This is a genomic window from Pseudomarimonas salicorniae (genome assembly GCF_023156535.1).
GTDB classification, from domain to species: Bacteria; Pseudomonadota; Gammaproteobacteria; order Xanthomonadales; family Xanthomonadaceae; genus Pseudomarimonas; species Pseudomarimonas salicorniae.
In genome coordinates, this window is record NZ_JALNMH010000009.1 from 93,311 (window position 1) to 110,149 (window position 16,839).

Sequence of the window (16,839 nt, forward strand, 5' to 3'; positions counted from 1 at the left end):
GGGCGCGATGCCGCATTGTGCTGCACCGGCTGCGAGTATGACAACGCTGTCAGCGCGTTCACATTGGTCTATAGTGCTCGCGGAAATCCGACCCAGCTCACGAGGGCCCCATGGCAGCGCGTGCGCGCATCGAAGACGTGGCGACCGCAGCGGGCGTGTCGATCAAGACCGTGTCCCGCGTACTCAACCGTGAACCCAACGTGCGGCCGCAGACCCGCGAGCGGGTCATGCAGGCAGCCCAGGCGCTGCGCTACACGCCCCACGTTTCCGCGCGAAGCCTCGCCGGGAACCGGTCCTTCAACATCGCCCTGCTCTACAACAACCCCTCCGACAACTACATGATGGGGGTCATCTCCGGGGTGCTGTCCGCCTGCGCGCACGAGCATTACCACATGATCCTCTGCCCTGCGCCGCTCCAGGAGGACGAGGTGCTGGAGTGTGTCGATGAGCTGATGGCGCGCTCACGCCCCGACGGCCTGCTGCTGACTCCGCCGCTGACCGACTCTCCGGTCCTGCTGAACCGGCTGGACGAGCTGGAGGTCCCGTTCGCCATGATCTCTCCCAAGCTGCGCGACCAGCACGTGGGCGTGGCGATGGACGAGCCGCTGGCCGCAGAGCAGATGGTCGAGCACCTGGCGGGGCTTGGCCACAAGCGGATCGCGCATATCCTCGGCCACCCCGCCCACGGAGCCAGCGGCTGGCGCCTTGCAGGCTACCGCCGCGGCATGGCCCGCGCGGGACTCGCGCAGGACCCGGCACTGGAAGTCCCCGGAGAATTCTCGTTCGAGTCCGGCGTGGCCGCGGCCAAGGTGCTGCTCGACCGGGAGGATCGGCCCACGGCCATATTTGCGGCGAACGACGACATGGCAGCGGGCGTGATCCACGTGGCCTACGAGCGCGGACTGAGGGTTCCCCAGGACCTCTCGGTCTGCGGCTTCGACGACACACCGATGTCGCGGCAGCTGTTTCCGGCGCTTACCACCATCCACCAGCCCACCGACGAAATGGGCCGCATGGCCACCCTGGCCCTGCTCGGCTACATGCGCGACCAGACCTGCACCGGCATCCGCTGCGTCCCGCACACCCTGATCGTGCGGCGCTCGACCGGCCCCGCGCCATGAGCGTCGGCCGCGATGCCGAGCTGCCGCGGCCACGGCGGGCCGCGGGAAGCGGCCACTACACCTCGCTCGACATCGCACTGCTGGCGGGCGTCTCGCAGTCCACCGTCTCGCGCGCGCTGAATGGCAGCCGCTCGGTGGGAACCGCCACGCGCCAGCGGATCGAGACCATCGCCCGCGAACTGGACTACCACGTCGACCTGCGCGCCCGGCACCTGCGGACCCAGCAGACCGGGGCTCTCACCCTGCTGATGTTCGCCGACCCGGCGCTCGGCGGAGGCGGGCTGAATCCCTTCTTCCTGGCGATGATTGCCGGCATCACCGAGGCCGCCAACAAGCGCGGCTACGACCTGATCGTCTCACTGCAGCAGCTCTCGGATGACTGGCACGGCGACTATCTGCGCAGCCGCAAATCGGATGGCCTGATCCTGCTCGGCTACGGCGATTACCAGCGTCTGCAGCGGACACTGCGTGAGTTGGCCAGCCACGACACCCGCTTCGTACGCTGGGGAGTGGTCCAGGCCGACCAGCCGGGTCTCTCGGTGGGCTGCGACAACCGCGAGGGCTGCCGGCGGGCGACTGCCCACCTGCTGGCGCTCGGCAGGCGGCGCATCGCCTTCCTTGGCGAGCACTCCAGCCGCAGCCCCGAGTTTCGTGATCGCTATCTCGGCTATGGCGACGCCGTTCGCGCGGCCGGTTTGCGTGTCGATCCTCGGCTCTGCATCAACGCCAGGCTCAATGAACTGCATGCCGGTGCCGGCGCGGTCGCGAGGCTGCTGGCCACGGCGGTGCCTTTCGACGCCGTGGTCGCCGCCAGCGACCAGATCGCGATCTCGGCCATGGGCAGCCTGCAGCGGGCCGGGATCCGGGTGCCCGAGGATGTCGCGGTGGTGGGTTTCGACGACCTGCCCCTGGGCGCACTCAGCTCCCCGTCCCTGACAACGGTCAGACAGGACCCGATGCTGGCGGGCGAACGCCTGGTCGCCACCCTGGTGGCGCAGATCGGCGGAGGGCGCAGCGACAGCGTGCTGATTCCCCCGCAGCTGATCGTCCGCGAATCCTGCGGAGCGGGCGCGCTCAGTCCCTCGCCCGACGCAGCAGCCACCAGGCGAACAGCGCGCCGGTAACGTACATCGACAGCGAGTACAGCGCCGGCGCGACCGAGGCCGCGGCCATCGAGAGCACGTGCAGGGCGACGAAAATAGCCAACGTGCCGTTGTGGATCCCGATCTCGAAGGCGATCGCGGTGGCCTGCGGCACGCCAAGCCGCAGCGCCCGGGCGGCGCCGTAGCCACTGAGCAGGCTGATCAGGTTGAACCCGACGACGGCGGCGCCGACCACCGCGACATAGCGCACCAGGGTGTCCCACTCCATCACCACGGCCACCGCGATCAGGGCAGCAAGGATCAGGGTCGAGGCGATCTTCACCGGCCGCTCCACCTGCGCGGCCAGTGCCGGGCGTCGCGCCCGCAGCAGCATGCCGATGGCGACCGGCAGCAGCACCAGCAGCCCGACCTCGACCAGCTTGCGCAGCGGTGGCGGAACGACCTGTTCAGAACCGAGGAGCACGGCAAGGCCGGCGGCGGTCCACAGCGGCAGGGTGATCAGGGCCAGGGCCGAGTTGATCGCGGTCAGGCTGATGTTGAGCGCGACGTCACCGCGCGCCAGATGCGAGAACAGGTTGGCGGTCACCCCGCCCGGTGAGGCGGCGAGCAGGACCAGACCGAGGCCGAGCTCGGGCGGCAGGGACAGACCGATGGCCAGCGCGAAGGCCACCGGCGGCAGCAGCAGACCCTGGACCACCAGGGCAAGAATCACGGCGCGCGGCGCCCGCAGGACGCGGCGGAAGTCCTCGAGCGTGAGATGCAGGCCGAGCCCTATCATCACGATGCCGAGCGAGAGCGGCAGCAGCACGCTGAAAATCGGGCTGTCCGACACGCAGGCGTCTCCGGCGGTTCCCCCGCCGCCGGGAGATCGAAGCGAAGGCTACTTCAAGAGCTCGAGCTTGTCGCGGTAGCTGCGGCTGAGCTTCACCTCATGCCCCGAGTCGAGGCATAGGAAGTACTCGCCGTTGATGTGCGGGCGCAGGGTGGTGACCCGGCGGATATTGACGATGGTCGAGCGGTGCACGCGCTGGAAACGCCGCGGGTCGAGCTGGTTCTCCATTTCGCGCAGGGTCGCCCGCAGCACATGGGTTTCGCCATCGGTGTTGACGCACATGTAGTCGCCGGCCGCCTCGATCCAGCGGATGCTGTCCAGCGGCACGCGGGAGATCTTGCCGCCATCCTTGATCGCCAGCATGTCCGGGTCGCGCGCCGCGGACGGATCGAGCGGCTCGCTGAGTGCCTCCTCCAGCTCGAGATCCGGGCGCCCGGACATCCGCCGCAGCAGATCGAGCAGCTGCTCGCGCTGGCTCTCGGCGCCGCGCTCGGCCAGGGCATCGCGCACCCGGCCCAGCGACTGGGCCAGCCGGGCCTCGTCGACCGGCTTGAGCAGGTAGTCCAGCGCGCAGGCCTCGAAGGCCTGTACCGCATGCTGGTCGAAGGCGGTGACGAAGACAACCAGCGGCCGCTTCGACTCGGGGATGGCGGCCAGGGTCTGGAAGCCGTCCATGCCGGGCATCTGCACGTCGAGGAAGATCAGCTCGGGCCGCGTCTCCTCCAGCTTCTGCAGCAGCTCGCGTCCGTTCGCGCAGTGACCGGCGACCTGGATGTCCGAGTGCTCGCGCAGACGCAGCTCGAGTCCGCGACGGGCCAGCGGTTCATCATCGACGATCAGCGCACGGATCGGCTCGGACATGTCTCAGACGGAGAGAGGGGGTCCGCACAGGCTGCGCCGGGCCTCCCCCCCCGGCATGTGCCCAAGGTCACGGTGCCGGGACGCGGTTCAGCTGCCGCGGCGCCCCGAGAGCTCGAAGGGCAGCCGCATGCGCACCTCGAAGCCACCTCCCGGCCGGTTGCCGGCGGAAAACTGCTGGCGCTCGCCGTAGAGCACCTGCAGGCGGTCGCGGGTGTTGGCAAGACCCACCCCGTGGCCCTCGCCGGCCGGCTCGGGCCCCTTGTCGCCGCAGCCGGGTCCGTCGTCGAGCACCGCCAGCTCCAGCTGGCTGCCCTGCCGGCGGGCGTGGATCTCCAGATGCCCGCCTTCCTCGCGCTTGGCCACGGCGTACTTCACCGCGTTCTCGATCAGCGGCTGCAGCAGCAGCGAGGGCAGCAGCGCCTCGCGGCAGTCCTCGGCGACGTCGACGCGCAGCTTCAGGCGGTCGTCGAAGCGGAGCTTCTCGATGTCGAGATAGAGCTGGATGGCCTCCAACTCCTGGCGCAGGCTGACCCGCTGCATCGGATCGTTGTCCAGAGAATGGCGAAGGAAGGCCGACAGGCCCTGCACCATGCGGTTCGCGGTGGGGGTGTCGCGGTCGAGGATCAGGGTCGAGATCGCGTTGAGCGTGTTGAACAGGAAGTGCGGGTTGAGCTGGTAGCGCAGCATCTTCAGCTGCGCCTGATGGGCCATGGCTGTGGCCTGCAGGGTCTGGCGGACCTGGATCTGCAGCTCGCGGTAGAAACGCAGCGTGATGTAGAGGAAGGTCCAGGCAAGAATCAGGTAGGTGTAGCCGACCATGGCGCCAAGCCAGCTGCTGATCTTGATGGTCTCCATCTCGGGCTCTTTGAGCATCCAGGTGAAGCCCAGGGTGACACTCATCGCCGCGCCGACCACGGCCGATGGAAGCAGCATCGCGACCGCCAGCGGCAGGGGCGCCAAGCCACGCCACAGCCGCATCAGGTGGCGCAGGCCCAGGGTGCCGACGAAGCCGACCAGGTAGATCGGCAGGGTCACCTGCCAGGCATCCCAGGGTCGCCCGTTCACCAGCGCAGACAGGTAGCTGAAGATGGCCACGCCGCCCCAGCCGAGCAGCTGAAGCTGCCAGAACAGGCGGTTGGTGTCGGCGGTGGCGATATCGAACTTCATCCAGCCCGGAAGCCGCGGAGGGTCGAGGGAAATGCTACGCAGTCGGGGCACGGCCCCGGTGTCGCTTGAGCGTGTGGCCGGGTCTGCTGATCGCAGGGGCGCCGAGGGCTTGTCGGCCTGCCCCCCGGCACCCTCGCCCCGCCGCATCATCCGATGCGGAAGCCGCGCCGCCCGGACACCGCCGCCGGCGCCACCTCAACCCGCTCCACCGAGGCCGGAACCGGCCCGCGATGAAGCCACGCCTGCAGCGCATCGAGCGCCGCGGCGGCGCCCTCGGCCAGCACTTCTACCCGGCCGTCGGCGAGGTTCACGGCTTCGCCCTGCAGCCCGAGGGCCTGCGCCTCGTCGCGGGTGGCGGCGCGAAAGCCGACGCCCTGCACGCGGCCCGAGACCAGGAAGCGGCGCGCCTCAACCACCGGCCGGCACCATCGCCTGTTCGATCTCCTTGGCGGTGACCGGGCCCATGAAGCGTTTGACCTCGCTGCCGTCGGGCGCAATCAGCACGCTGAGCGGCAGGCCACGCGGCACCACCCAGCCCTCTGGCGGCGCGTACACGTCGACCAGGGCGATCGGGTAGCTGACCGGGCGCACCTTGAGGAAGGCGCGCAGATCCTCGGCGCTGGTTTCCTCGAAGGCGAGGCCGATAACCACCGCGTCCTCACGCTCGCGATCGAACTCGTCGAGCTCGGGCATCTCCTTAAGACAGGGCGCGCACCAGGTCGCCCAGAAGTTCACCAGCACCCACTTGCCACGCTGCGCGGACAGCTCGAAACGGCCGTGCTCGAGGGTATCGACGGACAGCGGCGGCGACGGCTCGGCGCGCAGCGGCAGGGAAATCAGCAGGAACAGGATCAGGGCAGGCAGGCGCATCGGCATCCTCAGGAATCATCGTCGTCACGTTGCGGCGGTCGCAGTGTACTGAGGCTGACCTGCAGGCGTGGTGAGAGCAGCTCGCGATCTCCCTCGGCCTGCTCACGCACCCGGCGGCCGATGGCGTCGTCGAGCCCGACGGATGGCAGCTTGTCGAGCGGCAACGGGTAATCCAGCGCCCGATAGGCCTCGGCCAGCTGGATGTGGTCGGCGCTTCGCGCGAGCAGCCAGCCGCCGCCCTCGTCACGATGCAGCAGCCCGGCATCGGTCAACCGATCGAGCAGGTCCATCAGGGTGTCGTCCTCGATCGCCGGCTCCAGCTCGCGCAGCTGCTGCAGGCTGAACCGGCCACCTGCGCGCTGGGCGGCGTCGAAGCGCAGCAGAAGGCGCAGCACCGCCAGCCAGCGCGCGCGGTCCGGCAGGCGCTGCGAGGCCGGCTGGAAGCGAAAGGCAGAGAGCGAGGCGGTCATCGAGGCGCCGAGCAGGACCACCACCCAGCACAGGAAAATCCAGATCAGGAAGATCGGCAGCAGGGCGACCGCGCCGTAGACCTGTTCGTAGCTGGGCACCTGCTTGAGATACCAGCCCATGCTGCCCTTGGCGAACTCGAACAGCACGCTGGCCAGCACGCCACCGGCAAAGGCGTGCCGCCAGGCCACCGGGCGGTTCGGGACCAGCGCATAGGCCAGGGTGAAGGCGGCGACTTCGATGACCAGCGGCAGCAGCCGGGCCAACGAGTCGATGATCAGGTACAGGCCGGAGTCGAGCACCCATTCGGACTCCAGCACCAGGCTGGACAGGGCGATGCTGGAGACCGCGAGGATCGGCCCTAGGGTCAGCGTGGTCCAGTAGACCATGAAGCGCGCCCCGCCCGGCCGTGGCGTCTGCACGCGCCAGATGCGGTTGAACACGTCCTCGACGCTCTTCATGATCAGCAGCGCCGAGAACAGCAGCACCAGCACGCCAACGGCCGTGAGCTTGGTCGCGCTCTCGGCGAACTGGCGCAGGTAGTCCTCCACCGCCCGCGCCGCCTCGGGCACGAAATTGGTGAACAGGAAGCTGGTCAGCGTCTCGTTCCAACGATCGAAGAGCGGGAAGGCGGAGACGATCCCCAGTACGGCTGCGGTCAGCGGCACGGCGGCGAACAGGGTGCCGTAGCTGAGCACCGCGGCGGTCTCGAAGCAGCGATCCTCGAGAAAGCGCTGCCACAGGAAGCGACCGAACGCGTGCGCGCGCTCGTACCAGAGGTCGGGAATGCGTTCGCGCAACTGCTGCAGGAGTGCCATGCACCAAGCGTAGCGCGAACCCGCCCGGCGACGCTGGCTGCACGCCGTAGCGGTCTAGACTGTGGCACCTGCTCCGACCCCGATAGGTCCCGCGATGCCCGAAGTCCTGGTTCTCTACTACAGCCGCGGCGGCAGCCTCGCCAACCTGGCCCGGCAGGTGGCGCGCGGCGTCGAATCGGTCGAGGGAATGCAGGCGCGGATCCGCTGCGTGCCCCCGGTCTCGACCCACCTCGACGGCAAGGGGCCGGATGTGCCCGAGCACGGCGCGCCCTACGTCGAGAAGCGCGATCTCGCCGAATGTGCCGGCCTGCTGCTGGGCAGCCCGACGCGCTTCGGCAACATGGCGGCGCCGATGAAGCACTTCCTCGACACAACCGGCGCCGAATGGGCCTCGGGCACGCTGATCGGCAAGCCGGCCGGCGTGTTCACCTCGACCGCATCGCTGCATGGCGGCCAGGAAAGCACCCTGCTGTCGATGATGCTGCCCCTGCTCCACCACGGCATGCTGATCGTCGGCCTGCCCTACAGCGAGTCGGCGCTCAACACCACGCGCTCCGGCGGCACTCCCTACGGAGCCAGCCACCACGCCGGCGGCAAGGACGACCCGACGCTGAGCGACGAGGAGGCCGTCCTGGCCCGTGCCCAGGGGCGTCGCGTCGCCGAGATCGCCCAGCGGCTGGGAGAGCAGTGATATGGCCCGCAGCGCGGCGATTGCCCTGTTCTTCCTGCTCTGCCTGCTGCAGCCGGTCTGGTACCTGTGGCTGGCGCCGCCGGCCAGCCTGCCGGCCTGGCTCGCGCTGAGCCTCGCCCTGATTCCGCTGGCGCCGGTGATGGTCCTGCTCGCGCTCGGCCGGCCAAGCGCCCTGTTCTGGGCCGGCGTGGTCAGCCTGCTCTATTTCTGCCACGGGGTGATGGAGGGCTGGACCGTGCCCGCGACGCGCGGACTGGGCCTCTTCGAAGCGAGCATCGCCTTCGCCCTGGTCTGCGCGGTCGGGGCCGACGGCCTGCATCGCCGCCGCGCTGCACGTGCCGCCGCCGGCGCGCCGCCGCCGCGCAGCTAGCGCCGCCTATAATCGCGCCCGCTTTCCGTCCCCAGGATCCGGCCATGAACGAGCTGTGCGTCGTCACCACCGGCGGCACCATCGACAAGATCTATTTCGACGACAAGTCCGACTACCAGATCGGCGAACCCCAGATCGGTCGCATGCTGGCCGAGCTGGGCGTGGCCTTCCGCTTCTCGGTGATCCCCATCCTGCGCAAGGACAGCCTGCATCTGGACGACGCCGACCGCGAGCTGATCCGCAGCGCGATTGCCGCCCAGTCGGCGGCCCATGTCCTGGTCACCCACGGCACCGACAGCATGATCGCCACGGCACGGGTGCTGGCCAGCATCGAGGGCAAGACCATCGTCCTGACCGGCGCCCTGAGCCCGGCGCGCTTCCGCGGCTCGGACGCCGAGTTCAACATCGGCACCGCGGTCGGGGCCGTGCAGTGCCTGCCGCACGGCGTCTACATCGCCATGAACGGTCGCATCTGGGACCCGAGCAAGGTGCGCAAGAACGTCGAGGCGAACCGGTTCGAGGCGTTGGAGCCGTGATTGGTGATTCGTGACTCGTGATTGGTAGAAGCGTTGCATCGAGGGACGTAGGAGCCAGCTTGCTGGCGATTCCCCCTCGGAAAAGGCCCATCGCCAGCAAGCTGGCTCCTGCATTCGGAAAGCGACGCCTTTTCGAGCTCCGCCTCCCGGCCCCGCTCAGCCCAACGCCGCAACCACCCCCGATACCTGCTTCTCGCGGCCAAGCGCCTGGCCCAACGCAATAAGCTGGGACTCCAGGCCGCGGGCGTTCTCGGCCACCGCGGTAGCATGGCCGACCTTGCGACCCTCGCGCGGCGACTTGCCGTAGTCGTGCCAGTGGACGCCCGCCACCGCCAGCGCGGCGCGGGCGTCGGGCAGTTCGCCGACCCAGTTCAGCATGCAGGCCCGGCCGCGCGCATCACAGCTGCCCAGCGGCAGGCCGAGCACCGCGCGCAGATGGTTCTCGAACTGGCTGCACTCGGCGCCTTCGATAGTCCAGTGGCCGGAATTGTGAACCCGCGGCGCCATCTCGTTGGCCAGCAGTTCGCCATCGCGCTCGAACAGCTCCAGGGCGAAGACCCCGACATAGTCGAGCTCGTCGGCCACGGCGCGGGCGTGGGACAGGGCCTGGTCGATCAGCGCCGGACTGGCATCGGCCGGAGCCAGACTGGCCGAGAGGATGCCCTTGGCATGCCAGTTCTGGGTCAGCGGCCAGGCGCGGAAGCTGCCGTCGCGGGCGCGCACCGCCACCACCGACAGCTCGCGCTGGAAAGCGACGAATCCTTCCAGGATCAGGCCGACGGTCTCGGCCTGTCCGCCCAGCGCCTCCCAGGCGGCGTCTGCATCGTCCGAGCTGGCCAGGCGGAACTGGCCCTTGCCGTCGTAGCCGAGGCGGCGGGTCTTGAGGATGCAGGGCGCGCCGATCTCGCTGAGCGCACGGTCCAGATCGGGGCGCGAGGCCACCGCCGAGAAGCGCGGCGTGGCGATGCCGAGATCATTGAACAGGCTCTTCTCCGCCAGCCGGTCCTGGGCCACGGCGAGGGCGCGCGGACTGGGGAAGACCGGCACCTTGCCGGCCAGCCACTGGGCGCTCTGCGCCGGCACGTTCTCGAAGTCGAAGGTCACCACGTCGACCCGAGAGGCGAACTCGGCCAGCGCCGCCTCGTCGGTGTAGTCGGCCTTGAGCATCGGGACGAACTGCGCGGCGCAGGCGTCCGCGGCCTGGTCCATCACCAGGAAGCGCAGGCCAAGCGGAGCGCCGGCCAGGGCAAGCATGCGGGCCAGCTGGCCACCACCGAGAATGCCGACCGTGGTCACGCCGGCACCCGGGGATCGCTGGCCGCCAGCACGTCGGCGGTCTGCTTGCTGCGGAAGGCATCCAGCGCGCGGGCCGCCTCGGCGTCCTCGGCGGCCAGCAGGGCAGCGGCGAACAGCGCCGCATTGGCCGCCCCGGCGGCACCGATGGCAAAGGTCGCGACCGGGATACCGGCCGGCATCTGCACGATCGAGAGCAGTGAATCCAGCCCGTTCAGCGCCTTCGACTGCACCGGCACGCCGAGCACCGGCACGCGGGTCTTGCTGGCGATCATCCCGGGCAGGTGGGCGGCACCACCGGCGCCGGCGATGATCGCCCGGAAGCCGCGCGCCTGGGCGCCGGCGGCAAAGTCGAACAGCAGGTCCGGCGTGCGGTGCGCCGAAACCACCTGAACATGGTGGGCGATGCCCAGCGCTTCCAGCCGTTCGGCCGCATGGCGCATGGTTTCCCAGTCAGAGCGCGAGCCCATGACGATGGCCACTCTGGCCGCGGTGTGTTCGCTCATCATTCCGCCCAGCTTTGAAACCGGCATTGTAGGGACAAACCGCGGCTGACAGAATTCGCCGCGGACACATCCTGTCCTGCCCAAGGAGCCGCCATGAGCCTGGACAAGCGCCTGCTCGACATCCTTTGCTGCCCGGAGAGCAAGCAACCGGTCAGCCTGCTGGCCGGGCGACAGCTGGACACGCTCAACCAGGGACTGGCCGCCGGCTCGTTGAAGCTGGTCGACGGCAGTCCGGCCAGCGGACCGCTGAAGGCCGCCCTGATCACCGCTGATGCCCAGCGTGTCTACCGCATCGAGGACGGCATCCCGGTGATGCTGGTCGATCAGGCGATCGACGTGCGCGGCCTCGACGGCCTGCGCTGAGTCCCGTGCACGACTTCGCCCCGCCCGACCTCGAACGCGTGGCCGAGGAGGTCGCCCGCGCCCTGGCCGAGGACCTGGGCCAGGGCGACGTCTCGACCGACCTGGTCGCCGACCGCCCGGCGCAGGCCCGGATCGTCTGTCGCGAGGACGCCGTGCTCTGTGGCGGCGCCTGGGTCGAGGCGGCCTTCCGCGCCCTGGATCCGGCGGCGGTGATCAGCTGGCACTACCGCGACGGCGGCCGGGTCGGCCCCGGCGCCACGGTCTGCGAGATCGCTGCCCGCTCCCGCGCCCTGCTCTCGGCCGAGCGCACGGCGCTGAATTTCCTGCAGATGCTCTCCGCCACGGCCAGCGAAACGGCACGTTATGCGGCGGCGCTGTCGGGCACCGGCACGCGCCTGCTGGACACCCGCAAGACCCTGCCCGGCCTGCGCCACGCCCAGAAGTACGCGGTGCGCTGCGGCGGCGGGATCAATCACCGGATCGGTCTGTTTGATGCGGTGATGCTGAAGGAAAACCACATCGCGGCGGCCGGCTCGATCAGCGCGGCGATGCAGGCCGCCCGCGCCCGTCATCCCGGCCTGCCGCTGATCGTCGAGGTCGAGACCCTGGACGAACTCGACCAGGTGCTGTCCGCCGGCGGCTGCACCCGGGTTCTGATCGACGACTTCGACGCCGCCCAGCGCGAGGAAGCAGTCCGCCGCTGCCGCGGTCGCCAGGCGCTGGAGGTCTCCGGCGGCGTCAGCCTCGAGTCCCTCGCCGACATCGCCCGCAGCGGCGTCGATTTCGTCTCGGTCGGCGGCATCACCAAGCACATCCGCGCAGTCGATTTCTCCCTGCGCATCATCGAAGGCGCCTAGCCCGCCGCGAGAGGAACGGCAATGGCGGAATGGGACGCAAACCGGACGTTTATAGGGTGCGGCTGGCCGCACCGGGCGTAGCGTCCGAACGCCCGTATCGGTGCGCCGAGGCACACCCTATGGGGCTTCGCCGACGCCCAACGAAGCCCGACTGTGGGGGCGCCCATGGGCGCGACTGCGGAGGTTCGCTCAGGCCGCGGTCTGTGGTGAATCCCTAGCGCTGCGGCCGCGCCCCAGGCCGCTCCCACGATTTGACTGCGGCAAGGTCTGCTTTGGGCGCGAAGTTCGCATTCGCCACGGTCACGCTGTAGGAGCCAGCTTGCTGGCGATAGGCGCCACGGATGGGACGATCGCCAGCAAGCTGGCTCCTACATTCGGGTTCTGCGGAAGGTCTGCTTCGCGCCCGAAGCAGCCGCTGGGTGCGCGGCGCGCAGCGGCGCGAGGCTATCGGGCGCTCAGCCCTCGCGCTGCACCTTGGGGTGGCGGCGGTCGCGGCCTTCGACCAGGTAGAACACGTAGAGGGCAATGTTCTTCGCATGGTCGCCGATGCGCTCGAGGCCCTTGGCCGCGAACAGCAGCTGGACTCCCGTTTCGACGCTGTCGGGGTGCTCGGTCATGTGGGCGACCATCTGCCGGATGCAGCCGACGAAGGCGGCATCGACTTTGTCGTCTCCCTTGCGGATCAGCTCGGCCTGTTCGAGATCGAGCCGCACAAGCGCGTCGAGCGCACCGTGCAGCATGTCGATGGCAGTGCGCGCCAGCCCCGATACCGCGGGAATGAACGCGCCGCGACCGGAAGCATCGAGCTTCTCCTCCAGGTCGCGCGCGCTGCGCGCCACCTTCTTGGCCTCGTCGCCGATGCGCTCAAGGTCGTTGACCGTCTTCGACAGCGTCAGCACGGTGCGCAGGTCGACGCCCAGCGGGGTACGCAGGGCGAGCAGGTGCTCGATCTCCTCGTCGGCCTTCAGCTCGATGCGGTCGATCTCGCGGTCGCCCACGATCACCTCGCGGGCCAGCTGGACATCACGCTTCTCCAGCGCCTCGACGGCCCGGCGGAGCTGGTCCTCGACCAGGCCGCCCATGCGCAGAACGAGGTCGCGCAGGGTGCCCAGCTCCTCGTCGAACTTCTTGATGGTGTGCCCGGTGTGGGTCACGTTCATGCTGTGCTCCCTCCCGGTCAGCCGAAGCGGCCGGTGATGTAGTTCTCGGTCTGTTCCTTCTTCGGGCGGGTGAAGATCTGTTCGGTCTCGCCGAACTCCACCAGCTCTCCGAGGTACATGAAAGCAGTGTACTTGGAGATTCGACCGGCCTGCTGCATGTTGTGGGTCACGATAAGGATCGTTACGCGTTTCTTCAGCTCGATGATCAGCTCTTCGATGCTGGCGGTGGCGATCGGGTCCAGCGCCGAGGTCGGCTCGTCGAACAGCACGATCTCCGGCTCGGTGGCCAGGGTGCGGGCGATGCACAGGCGCTGCTGCTGACCGCCCGACAGGCTGGTGGCCAGGCTGTCGAGGCGATCCTTGACCTCGTCCCAGAGCGCGGCGTCGCGCAGCGCCTTCTCGACCTTGTCGGCGATCACGCCGCGGCGCTTCTCGCCGAGGATGCGCAGACCGTAGGCGACATTGTCGAAGATCGACTTGGGAAACGGGTTCGGCTTCTGGAACACCATGCCGATGCGGATCCGCGTCTCCACCGGATCGATGTCCTTGTGCAGCAGATTGACGTCGTCGGGGAACAGGCGGATCTCGCCATCGTAGCGGCTGCCCGGATAGAGGTCATGCATCCGGTTGAAGCAGCGCAGCAGGGTCGACTTGCCACAGCCCGAGGGGCCGATCAGTGCGGTCACCTCATGTTCGGCAACCGCCAGGCTGACATTCTTCAGCGCAGCGAAGTCGCCGTAGTAGAAGCTCAGGTCGCGCACCTCGGCCTTGGCCGTGGAGTTTCCATTCGAAGACATCGGGTTCACCACTTGATGCGCTTGCGCGCACGGTAACGAAGATAGATGGCGGTGCCATTCATCAGCAGGGTCAGGGCGACCAGCACCACGCCGGCAGCCGCCGCGGTCTGCTGGAAGGCCGGGTCCGGCCGCGAGACCCAGTTGAACATCTGGATCGGCATAACAGTGAACGGCGTGCTCAGCCAGTCGAAATTGACGAAGGGGAAACTGGCGTCGATCGGCGCCGGCGGCAGGAAGGCGATGAAGGCCACCGCACCGATGGTGATCAGCGGGGCGGTCTCACCGATGGCGCGCGACAGGCCGATGATGACGCCGGTGAGGATGCCGGCCACCGAGTACGGCAGGACGTGATCGCGGGTCACCTGCCAGCGCGTCGAGCCCAGTCCGTAGGCGGCCTCGCGGATGGTCTGGGGCACCGAGCGGATCGCCTCGCGAGTGGCCACCACCACCACCGGCAGGATCATCATGGCGAGGGTCAGCCCCGCGGCCACCACCGATGGGCCGAGCCCCAGTCCGTGCACCAGCAGACCGAGGCCAAGCAGGCCGTAGATGATCGACGGCACGCCGGCGAGATTGGTCACGTTGATCTCGACGACCTCGGTGAACCAGTTCTTCGGCGCGTACTCCTCGAGCCAGACGCCGGCGGCCACGCCCACCGGCACCGCGGCCAGCGCGGTGACCAGCATGACCAGCAGCGAGCCGACCCAGGCCGGCAGGATGCCCGCCCGTGCCGCACGACGAGAGGGATAGTTCTGGAAGAAGTCGAGGCCCAGCTTGTCCCAGCCGTCGATGGCCAGCTTGATGAACAGCGCGCCGAGGATGAACAACAGCAGCAGCATGATGATCAGGCCAAGCACGTCGAACAGCATGTCGCGCAGCTTGTGGCCAGCGATCAGCCGGCGGATTTCGGAAGTCTCGAGCGCCATCTCAGTAGGCCTCGCGGAAGCGCTTGCGCACGAAGTAGCCGAGCACGTTGAAGAGCAGGGTCAGCACGAACAGGGTGAGGCCCGCCGCGAAGATGCTCTGGTAGGCGATCGATTCGTGCGGCACGTCGCCCTTGGAGACCTGGACGATGAAGGCGGTGATGGTCGCCGCAGCCTCGGTCGGGTCGAAGGTCAGGTTGGGCTGCTGGCCGGCTGCGATCGCCACCACCATGGTCTCGCCCACCGCGCGCGACACGCCGAGGATGTACGAAGCGACCACGCCCGAGAGCGCCGCCGGCATCACAACCTTGATTGCGGTCTGGAAGCGGCTGGCGCCCATCGCGAAGGATGCCTCGCGGAAGTGCATCGGCACCGCGCGCATGGCGTCCTCGGACAGCGAGCTGATGTAGGGAACGATCATGATGCCGATGACGATACCCGGGCCCAGCATGTTGAAGCCTGGCAGGCCGGGAATGATCTTCTGCAGCAGGGGCGTGATGAACAACAGGGCGAAGTAGCCGAACACCACGGTCGGCACGCCGGCGATCAGCTCGAGGATCGGCTTGACCACCTCACGGACCCGGGTCGAGGCGAACTCGGACAGATAGATCGCGGTGATGGTGCCGAGCGGCACCGCGAACAGCAGCGCGATCAGCGAGGTCATCAGGGTGCCACCGAGCAGCGGCAGGATGCCGTAGCGGGCGTTGGCGAACAGCGGCGTCCACTGCGTGTCGGTGAGAAAGGTCAGGATCGGCACCTTGGCGAAGAAGGCGCTCGACTCGTAGACCAGGATCACCACGATGGCGATCGTGATCGCCACCGCGGACAGGGCGGCCAGCAGCAGCACCCCCTCGACCATCGATTCGGAAAAATGCCGGAACCGACGCCGCTTGAGGTCGCGGCGCGGTGCCGCGGCGGGCATCAGGGCAGCGTCGGTCACGGGACTTCCCCTTCCGGAATTACTGGCGGGTTTCGCGCTGCAGCAGCGATTCGACGCTCACACCGACCTCGGCGTGGCCCTCGAATACGGTGCCGGTGACGTTGTTGGCCACGCGCTCCGAAGCCAGCTCATAGGCGCGATCCGGCAGCGGGATGTAGCCGACCTCGGTGATCAGCGCCTGCGACTCCTTCAGGTAGAACTCTACGAAGGCGCGCACTTCCGGGCGCTCGGCGGCATCCTTGGCATTGACGTAGATGAAGATCGGGCGCGACATCGGCGTGTAGGTGCCGTCGAGCACGGTCTCCATCGAGGGCAGCACGCCAGCGCCATCGGCGGTCGCCTTGACCGGCACGGCACGCAGCTTGTCCTGGTTCTCGCGGTAGTAGGCAAAGCCGAAGAAGCCCAGCGCGTTGGGGTCGCTGGCCACGCCGGTGACCAGAACGTTGTCGTCCTCGCTGGCGGTGAAGTCACCGCGCGAGGCCTTGGCCTTGCCGACCACGGCTTCGGTGAAGTAGTCGAAGGTGCCGGAGTCGGCGCCGGCGCCGAACAGCTTCATTTCGGCATCCGGCCAGGCCGGGTTGACCTGGTTCCACTTCAGCACCACGCCCTGGGCCTCGGGCTCCCACATCTTCTTCAGCTCCTCGACGGTGACCGCCTCGAGCCAGGTGTTCTGCGGGTTGACCGCCACGGTCACCGCGTCAAAGGCGACCGGAAGCTCGATGAACTGCACGCCGGCAGTGCGACAGGCCTCGATCTCGGCGTCGAGGATCGGACGCGAGGCATTGGAAATGGTGGTCTCGCCACGGCAGAACTTCTTGAAGCCGCCACCTGTGCCGGATACGCCGACGGTCACGCGGACCTTGCCCTGCTCGGCGATCTGGTACTCCTCGGCGACCGCCTCGGTGATCGGGTACACCGTGCTGGAGCCGTCGATCTCGATGATCGGCACCTCGGCCGGCTTGGCGGCTGCCGGCGCGGCGGCCTCGCCCTCGGCGGGCTTCTGGCCACAGGCGGCCAGGGCAAGGGTGATCGAAAGGGCAAGCAGCGGGCGGAAAGCGTTCATCGGCATCCTCGAATGTGACCGGCCGCCCGCGCGAGATTCGCCGCGGTCGACCCGGGGTAGGGGAACAGCTGCGCCAAAGTATTACGGCAATGTTACAGAG

The 16,839-nt window shown here is 68.6% G+C and carries 20 protein-coding genes; 7 read left to right on the forward strand and 13 right to left on the reverse strand.

Annotated elements, in window-relative coordinates:
* Positions 1-110: 110 nt before the first annotated feature.
* Entirely contained in the window at positions 111-1,121 is a 1,011-nt protein-coding gene (locus M0G41_RS11635; protein WP_248209365.1) for a LacI family DNA-binding transcriptional regulator, read from the forward strand.
* Positions 1,118-2,245, forward strand: coding sequence for a LacI family DNA-binding transcriptional regulator (locus tag M0G41_RS11640; protein WP_248209366.1), 1,128 nt, complete (start codon positions 1,118-1,120; stop codon positions 2,243-2,245). The genes M0G41_RS11635 and M0G41_RS11640 overlap by 4 nt, the downstream gene beginning before the upstream one ends.
* On the opposite strand, the gene M0G41_RS11645 is transcribed toward M0G41_RS11640, so the two are convergent.
* From M0G41_RS11645 to M0G41_RS11670, 6 genes are all read right to left on the reverse strand, one after another.
* The gene (locus M0G41_RS11645; protein WP_248209367.1) at positions 2,196-3,056 is read right to left on the reverse strand and encodes a bile acid:sodium symporter family protein; all 861 of its coding nucleotides are present in this window, start codon (positions 3,054-3,056) and stop codon (positions 2,196-2,198) included. The two genes, M0G41_RS11640 and M0G41_RS11645, sit on opposite strands and share 50 nt — an antisense overlap.
* 48 nt (positions 3,057-3,104) lie before the next feature.
* A complete protein-coding gene (locus M0G41_RS11650; protein ID WP_248209368.1) occupies positions 3,105-3,917 on the reverse strand; it encodes a LytR/AlgR family response regulator transcription factor in 813 nt (270 codons plus the stop codon).
* Positions 3,918-4,004: 87 nt separating this feature from the next.
* A complete protein-coding gene (locus M0G41_RS11655) occupies positions 4,005-5,135 on the reverse strand; it encodes a sensor histidine kinase (RefSeq protein ID WP_248209369.1) in 1,131 nt (376 codons plus the stop codon).
* Between the two features lie 95 nt (positions 5,136-5,230).
* Complete coding sequence (locus M0G41_RS11660; protein WP_248209370.1) at positions 5,231-5,500, reverse strand: acylphosphatase; 270 nt, start codon at positions 5,498-5,500, stop codon at positions 5,231-5,233.
* Positions 5,493-5,954 (reverse strand): TlpA family protein disulfide reductase, encoded by a 462-nt coding sequence (locus M0G41_RS11665; RefSeq protein WP_248209373.1) that lies wholly within the window; start codon positions 5,952-5,954, stop codon positions 5,493-5,495. Before M0G41_RS11665 ends, M0G41_RS11660 begins: the two co-directional genes overlap by 8 nt.
* A gap of 8 nt (positions 5,955-5,962) precedes the next feature.
* Positions 5,963-7,240, reverse strand: coding sequence for a YihY family inner membrane protein (locus tag M0G41_RS11670; RefSeq protein WP_248209374.1), 1,278 nt, complete (start codon positions 7,238-7,240; stop codon positions 5,963-5,965).
* A gap of 94 nt (positions 7,241-7,334) precedes the next feature.
* Here M0G41_RS11670 and wrbA point away from each other — a divergent pair, with 94 nt between their 5' ends.
* From wrbA to M0G41_RS11685, 3 genes are read left to right on the forward strand one after another with little or no spacing between them, the layout of a single operon-like run.
* Positions 7,335-7,931, forward strand: coding sequence for an NAD(P)H:quinone oxidoreductase (gene wrbA / locus M0G41_RS11675; RefSeq protein WP_248209376.1), 597 nt, complete (start codon positions 7,335-7,337; stop codon positions 7,929-7,931).
* 1 nt (position 7,932) lies between these two features.
* Positions 7,933-8,301, forward strand: a complete 369-nt coding sequence (locus M0G41_RS11680) for a DUF2069 domain-containing protein (RefSeq protein ID WP_248209378.1) — start codon at positions 7,933-7,935, stop codon at positions 8,299-8,301.
* A 44-nt stretch (positions 8,302-8,345) separates the two neighbouring features.
* Positions 8,346-8,837 (forward strand): asparaginase domain-containing protein, encoded by a 492-nt coding sequence (locus M0G41_RS11685; RefSeq protein WP_248209380.1) that lies wholly within the window; start codon positions 8,346-8,348, stop codon positions 8,835-8,837.
* A 156-nt stretch (positions 8,838-8,993) separates the two neighbouring features.
* Here the strand turns inward: M0G41_RS11685 and M0G41_RS11690 are convergent, their stop codons facing one another.
* Together M0G41_RS11690 and purE are read right to left on the reverse strand one after the other, a co-directional pair.
* The gene (locus tag M0G41_RS11690; protein WP_248209381.1) at positions 8,994-10,133 is read right to left on the reverse strand and encodes a 5-(carboxyamino)imidazole ribonucleotide synthase; all 1,140 of its coding nucleotides are present in this window, start codon (positions 10,131-10,133) and stop codon (positions 8,994-8,996) included.
* A complete protein-coding gene (gene purE / locus M0G41_RS11695; RefSeq protein ID WP_248209383.1) occupies positions 10,130-10,639 on the reverse strand; it encodes a 5-(carboxyamino)imidazole ribonucleotide mutase in 510 nt (169 codons plus the stop codon). Before purE ends, M0G41_RS11690 begins: the two co-directional genes overlap by 4 nt.
* 90 nt (positions 10,640-10,729) lie before the next feature.
* Here purE and M0G41_RS11700 point away from each other — a divergent pair, with 90 nt between their 5' ends.
* Positions 10,730-10,999 carry a Trm112 family protein gene (locus tag M0G41_RS11700; protein WP_343226483.1) on the forward strand — a complete coding sequence of 90 codons (270 nt, stop codon included), beginning with the start codon at positions 10,730-10,732 and terminating at the stop codon, positions 10,997-10,999.
* Positions 10,996-11,856, forward strand: a complete 861-nt coding sequence (nadC, locus tag M0G41_RS11705) for a carboxylating nicotinate-nucleotide diphosphorylase (RefSeq protein ID WP_425511251.1) — start codon at positions 10,996-10,998, stop codon at positions 11,854-11,856. Before M0G41_RS11700 ends, nadC begins: the two co-directional genes overlap by 4 nt.
* A 455-nt stretch (positions 11,857-12,311) precedes the next feature.
* Here nadC and phoU read toward each other — a convergent pair whose 3' ends face one another.
* The 5 genes from phoU to M0G41_RS11730 are packed head-to-tail and all read right to left on the reverse strand — an operon-like array spanning position 12,312 to position 16,739.
* Positions 12,312-13,016, reverse strand: a complete 705-nt coding sequence (gene phoU / locus M0G41_RS11710; RefSeq protein ID WP_248209387.1) for a phosphate signaling complex protein PhoU — start codon at positions 13,014-13,016, stop codon at positions 12,312-12,314.
* A 17-nt stretch (positions 13,017-13,033) separates the two neighbouring features.
* On the reverse strand, positions 13,034-13,813 hold the full coding sequence (gene pstB / locus M0G41_RS11715; RefSeq protein WP_248209389.1) for a phosphate ABC transporter ATP-binding protein PstB: 780 nt from the start codon (positions 13,811-13,813) through the stop codon (positions 13,034-13,036).
* 5 nt (positions 13,814-13,818) lie between these two features.
* A complete protein-coding gene (gene pstA / locus M0G41_RS11720; RefSeq protein WP_248209391.1) occupies positions 13,819-14,739 on the reverse strand; it encodes a phosphate ABC transporter permease PstA in 921 nt (306 codons plus the stop codon).
* A 1-nt stretch (position 14,740) separates the two neighbouring features.
* On the reverse strand, positions 14,741-15,676 hold the full coding sequence (gene pstC / locus M0G41_RS11725) for a phosphate ABC transporter permease subunit PstC (protein ID WP_248209394.1): 936 nt from the start codon (positions 15,674-15,676) through the stop codon (positions 14,741-14,743).
* A gap of 19 nt (positions 15,677-15,695) precedes the next feature.
* Complete coding sequence (locus M0G41_RS11730) at positions 15,696-16,739, reverse strand: PstS family phosphate ABC transporter substrate-binding protein (RefSeq protein WP_248209396.1); 1,044 nt, start codon at positions 16,737-16,739, stop codon at positions 15,696-15,698.
* Positions 16,740-16,839: the final 100 nt, after the last annotated feature.

Excerpts from the sequence above, each read along its gene's own strand:
- M0G41_RS11730 (WP_248209396.1), bottom strand. The coding sequence starts at position 16,739 with ATGAACGCTTTCCGCCCGCTGCTTGCCCTTTCGATCACCCTTGCCCTG.
- M0G41_RS11635 (WP_248209365.1), top strand. The coding sequence starts at position 111 with ATGGCAGCGCGTGCGCGCATCGAAGACGTGGCGACCGCAGCGGGCGTG.
- M0G41_RS11685 (WP_248209380.1), top strand. The coding sequence starts at position 8,346 with ATGAACGAGCTGTGCGTCGTCACCACCGGCGGCACCATCGACAAGATC.
- M0G41_RS11670 (WP_248209374.1), bottom strand. The coding sequence starts at position 7,240 with ATGGCACTCCTGCAGCAGTTGCGCGAACGCATTCCCGACCTCTGGTAC.
- pstB (WP_248209389.1), bottom strand. The coding sequence starts at position 13,813 with ATGTCTTCGAATGGAAACTCCACGGCCAAGGCCGAGGTGCGCGACCTG.
- pstA (WP_248209391.1), bottom strand. The coding sequence starts at position 14,739 with ATGGCGCTCGAGACTTCCGAAATCCGCCGGCTGATCGCTGGCCACAAG.
- wrbA (WP_248209376.1), top strand. The coding sequence starts at position 7,335 with ATGCCCGAAGTCCTGGTTCTCTACTACAGCCGCGGCGGCAGCCTCGCC.
- purE (WP_248209383.1), bottom strand. The coding sequence starts at position 10,639 with ATGATGAGCGAACACACCGCGGCCAGAGTGGCCATCGTCATGGGCTCG.
- M0G41_RS11640 (WP_248209366.1), top strand. The coding sequence starts at position 1,118 with ATGAGCGTCGGCCGCGATGCCGAGCTGCCGCGGCCACGGCGGGCCGCG.
- M0G41_RS11665 (WP_248209373.1), bottom strand. The coding sequence starts at position 5,954 with ATGCGCCTGCCTGCCCTGATCCTGTTCCTGCTGATTTCCCTGCCGCTG.
- M0G41_RS11700 (WP_343226483.1), top strand. The coding sequence starts at position 10,730 with ATGAGCCTGGACAAGCGCCTGCTCGACATCCTTTGCTGCCCGGAGAGC.
- M0G41_RS11650 (WP_248209368.1), bottom strand. The coding sequence starts at position 3,917 with ATGTCCGAGCCGATCCGTGCGCTGATCGTCGATGATGAACCGCTGGCC.
- M0G41_RS11680 (WP_248209378.1), top strand. The coding sequence starts at position 7,933 with ATGGCCCGCAGCGCGGCGATTGCCCTGTTCTTCCTGCTCTGCCTGCTG.
- phoU (WP_248209387.1), bottom strand. The coding sequence starts at position 13,016 with ATGAACGTGACCCACACCGGGCACACCATCAAGAAGTTCGACGAGGAG.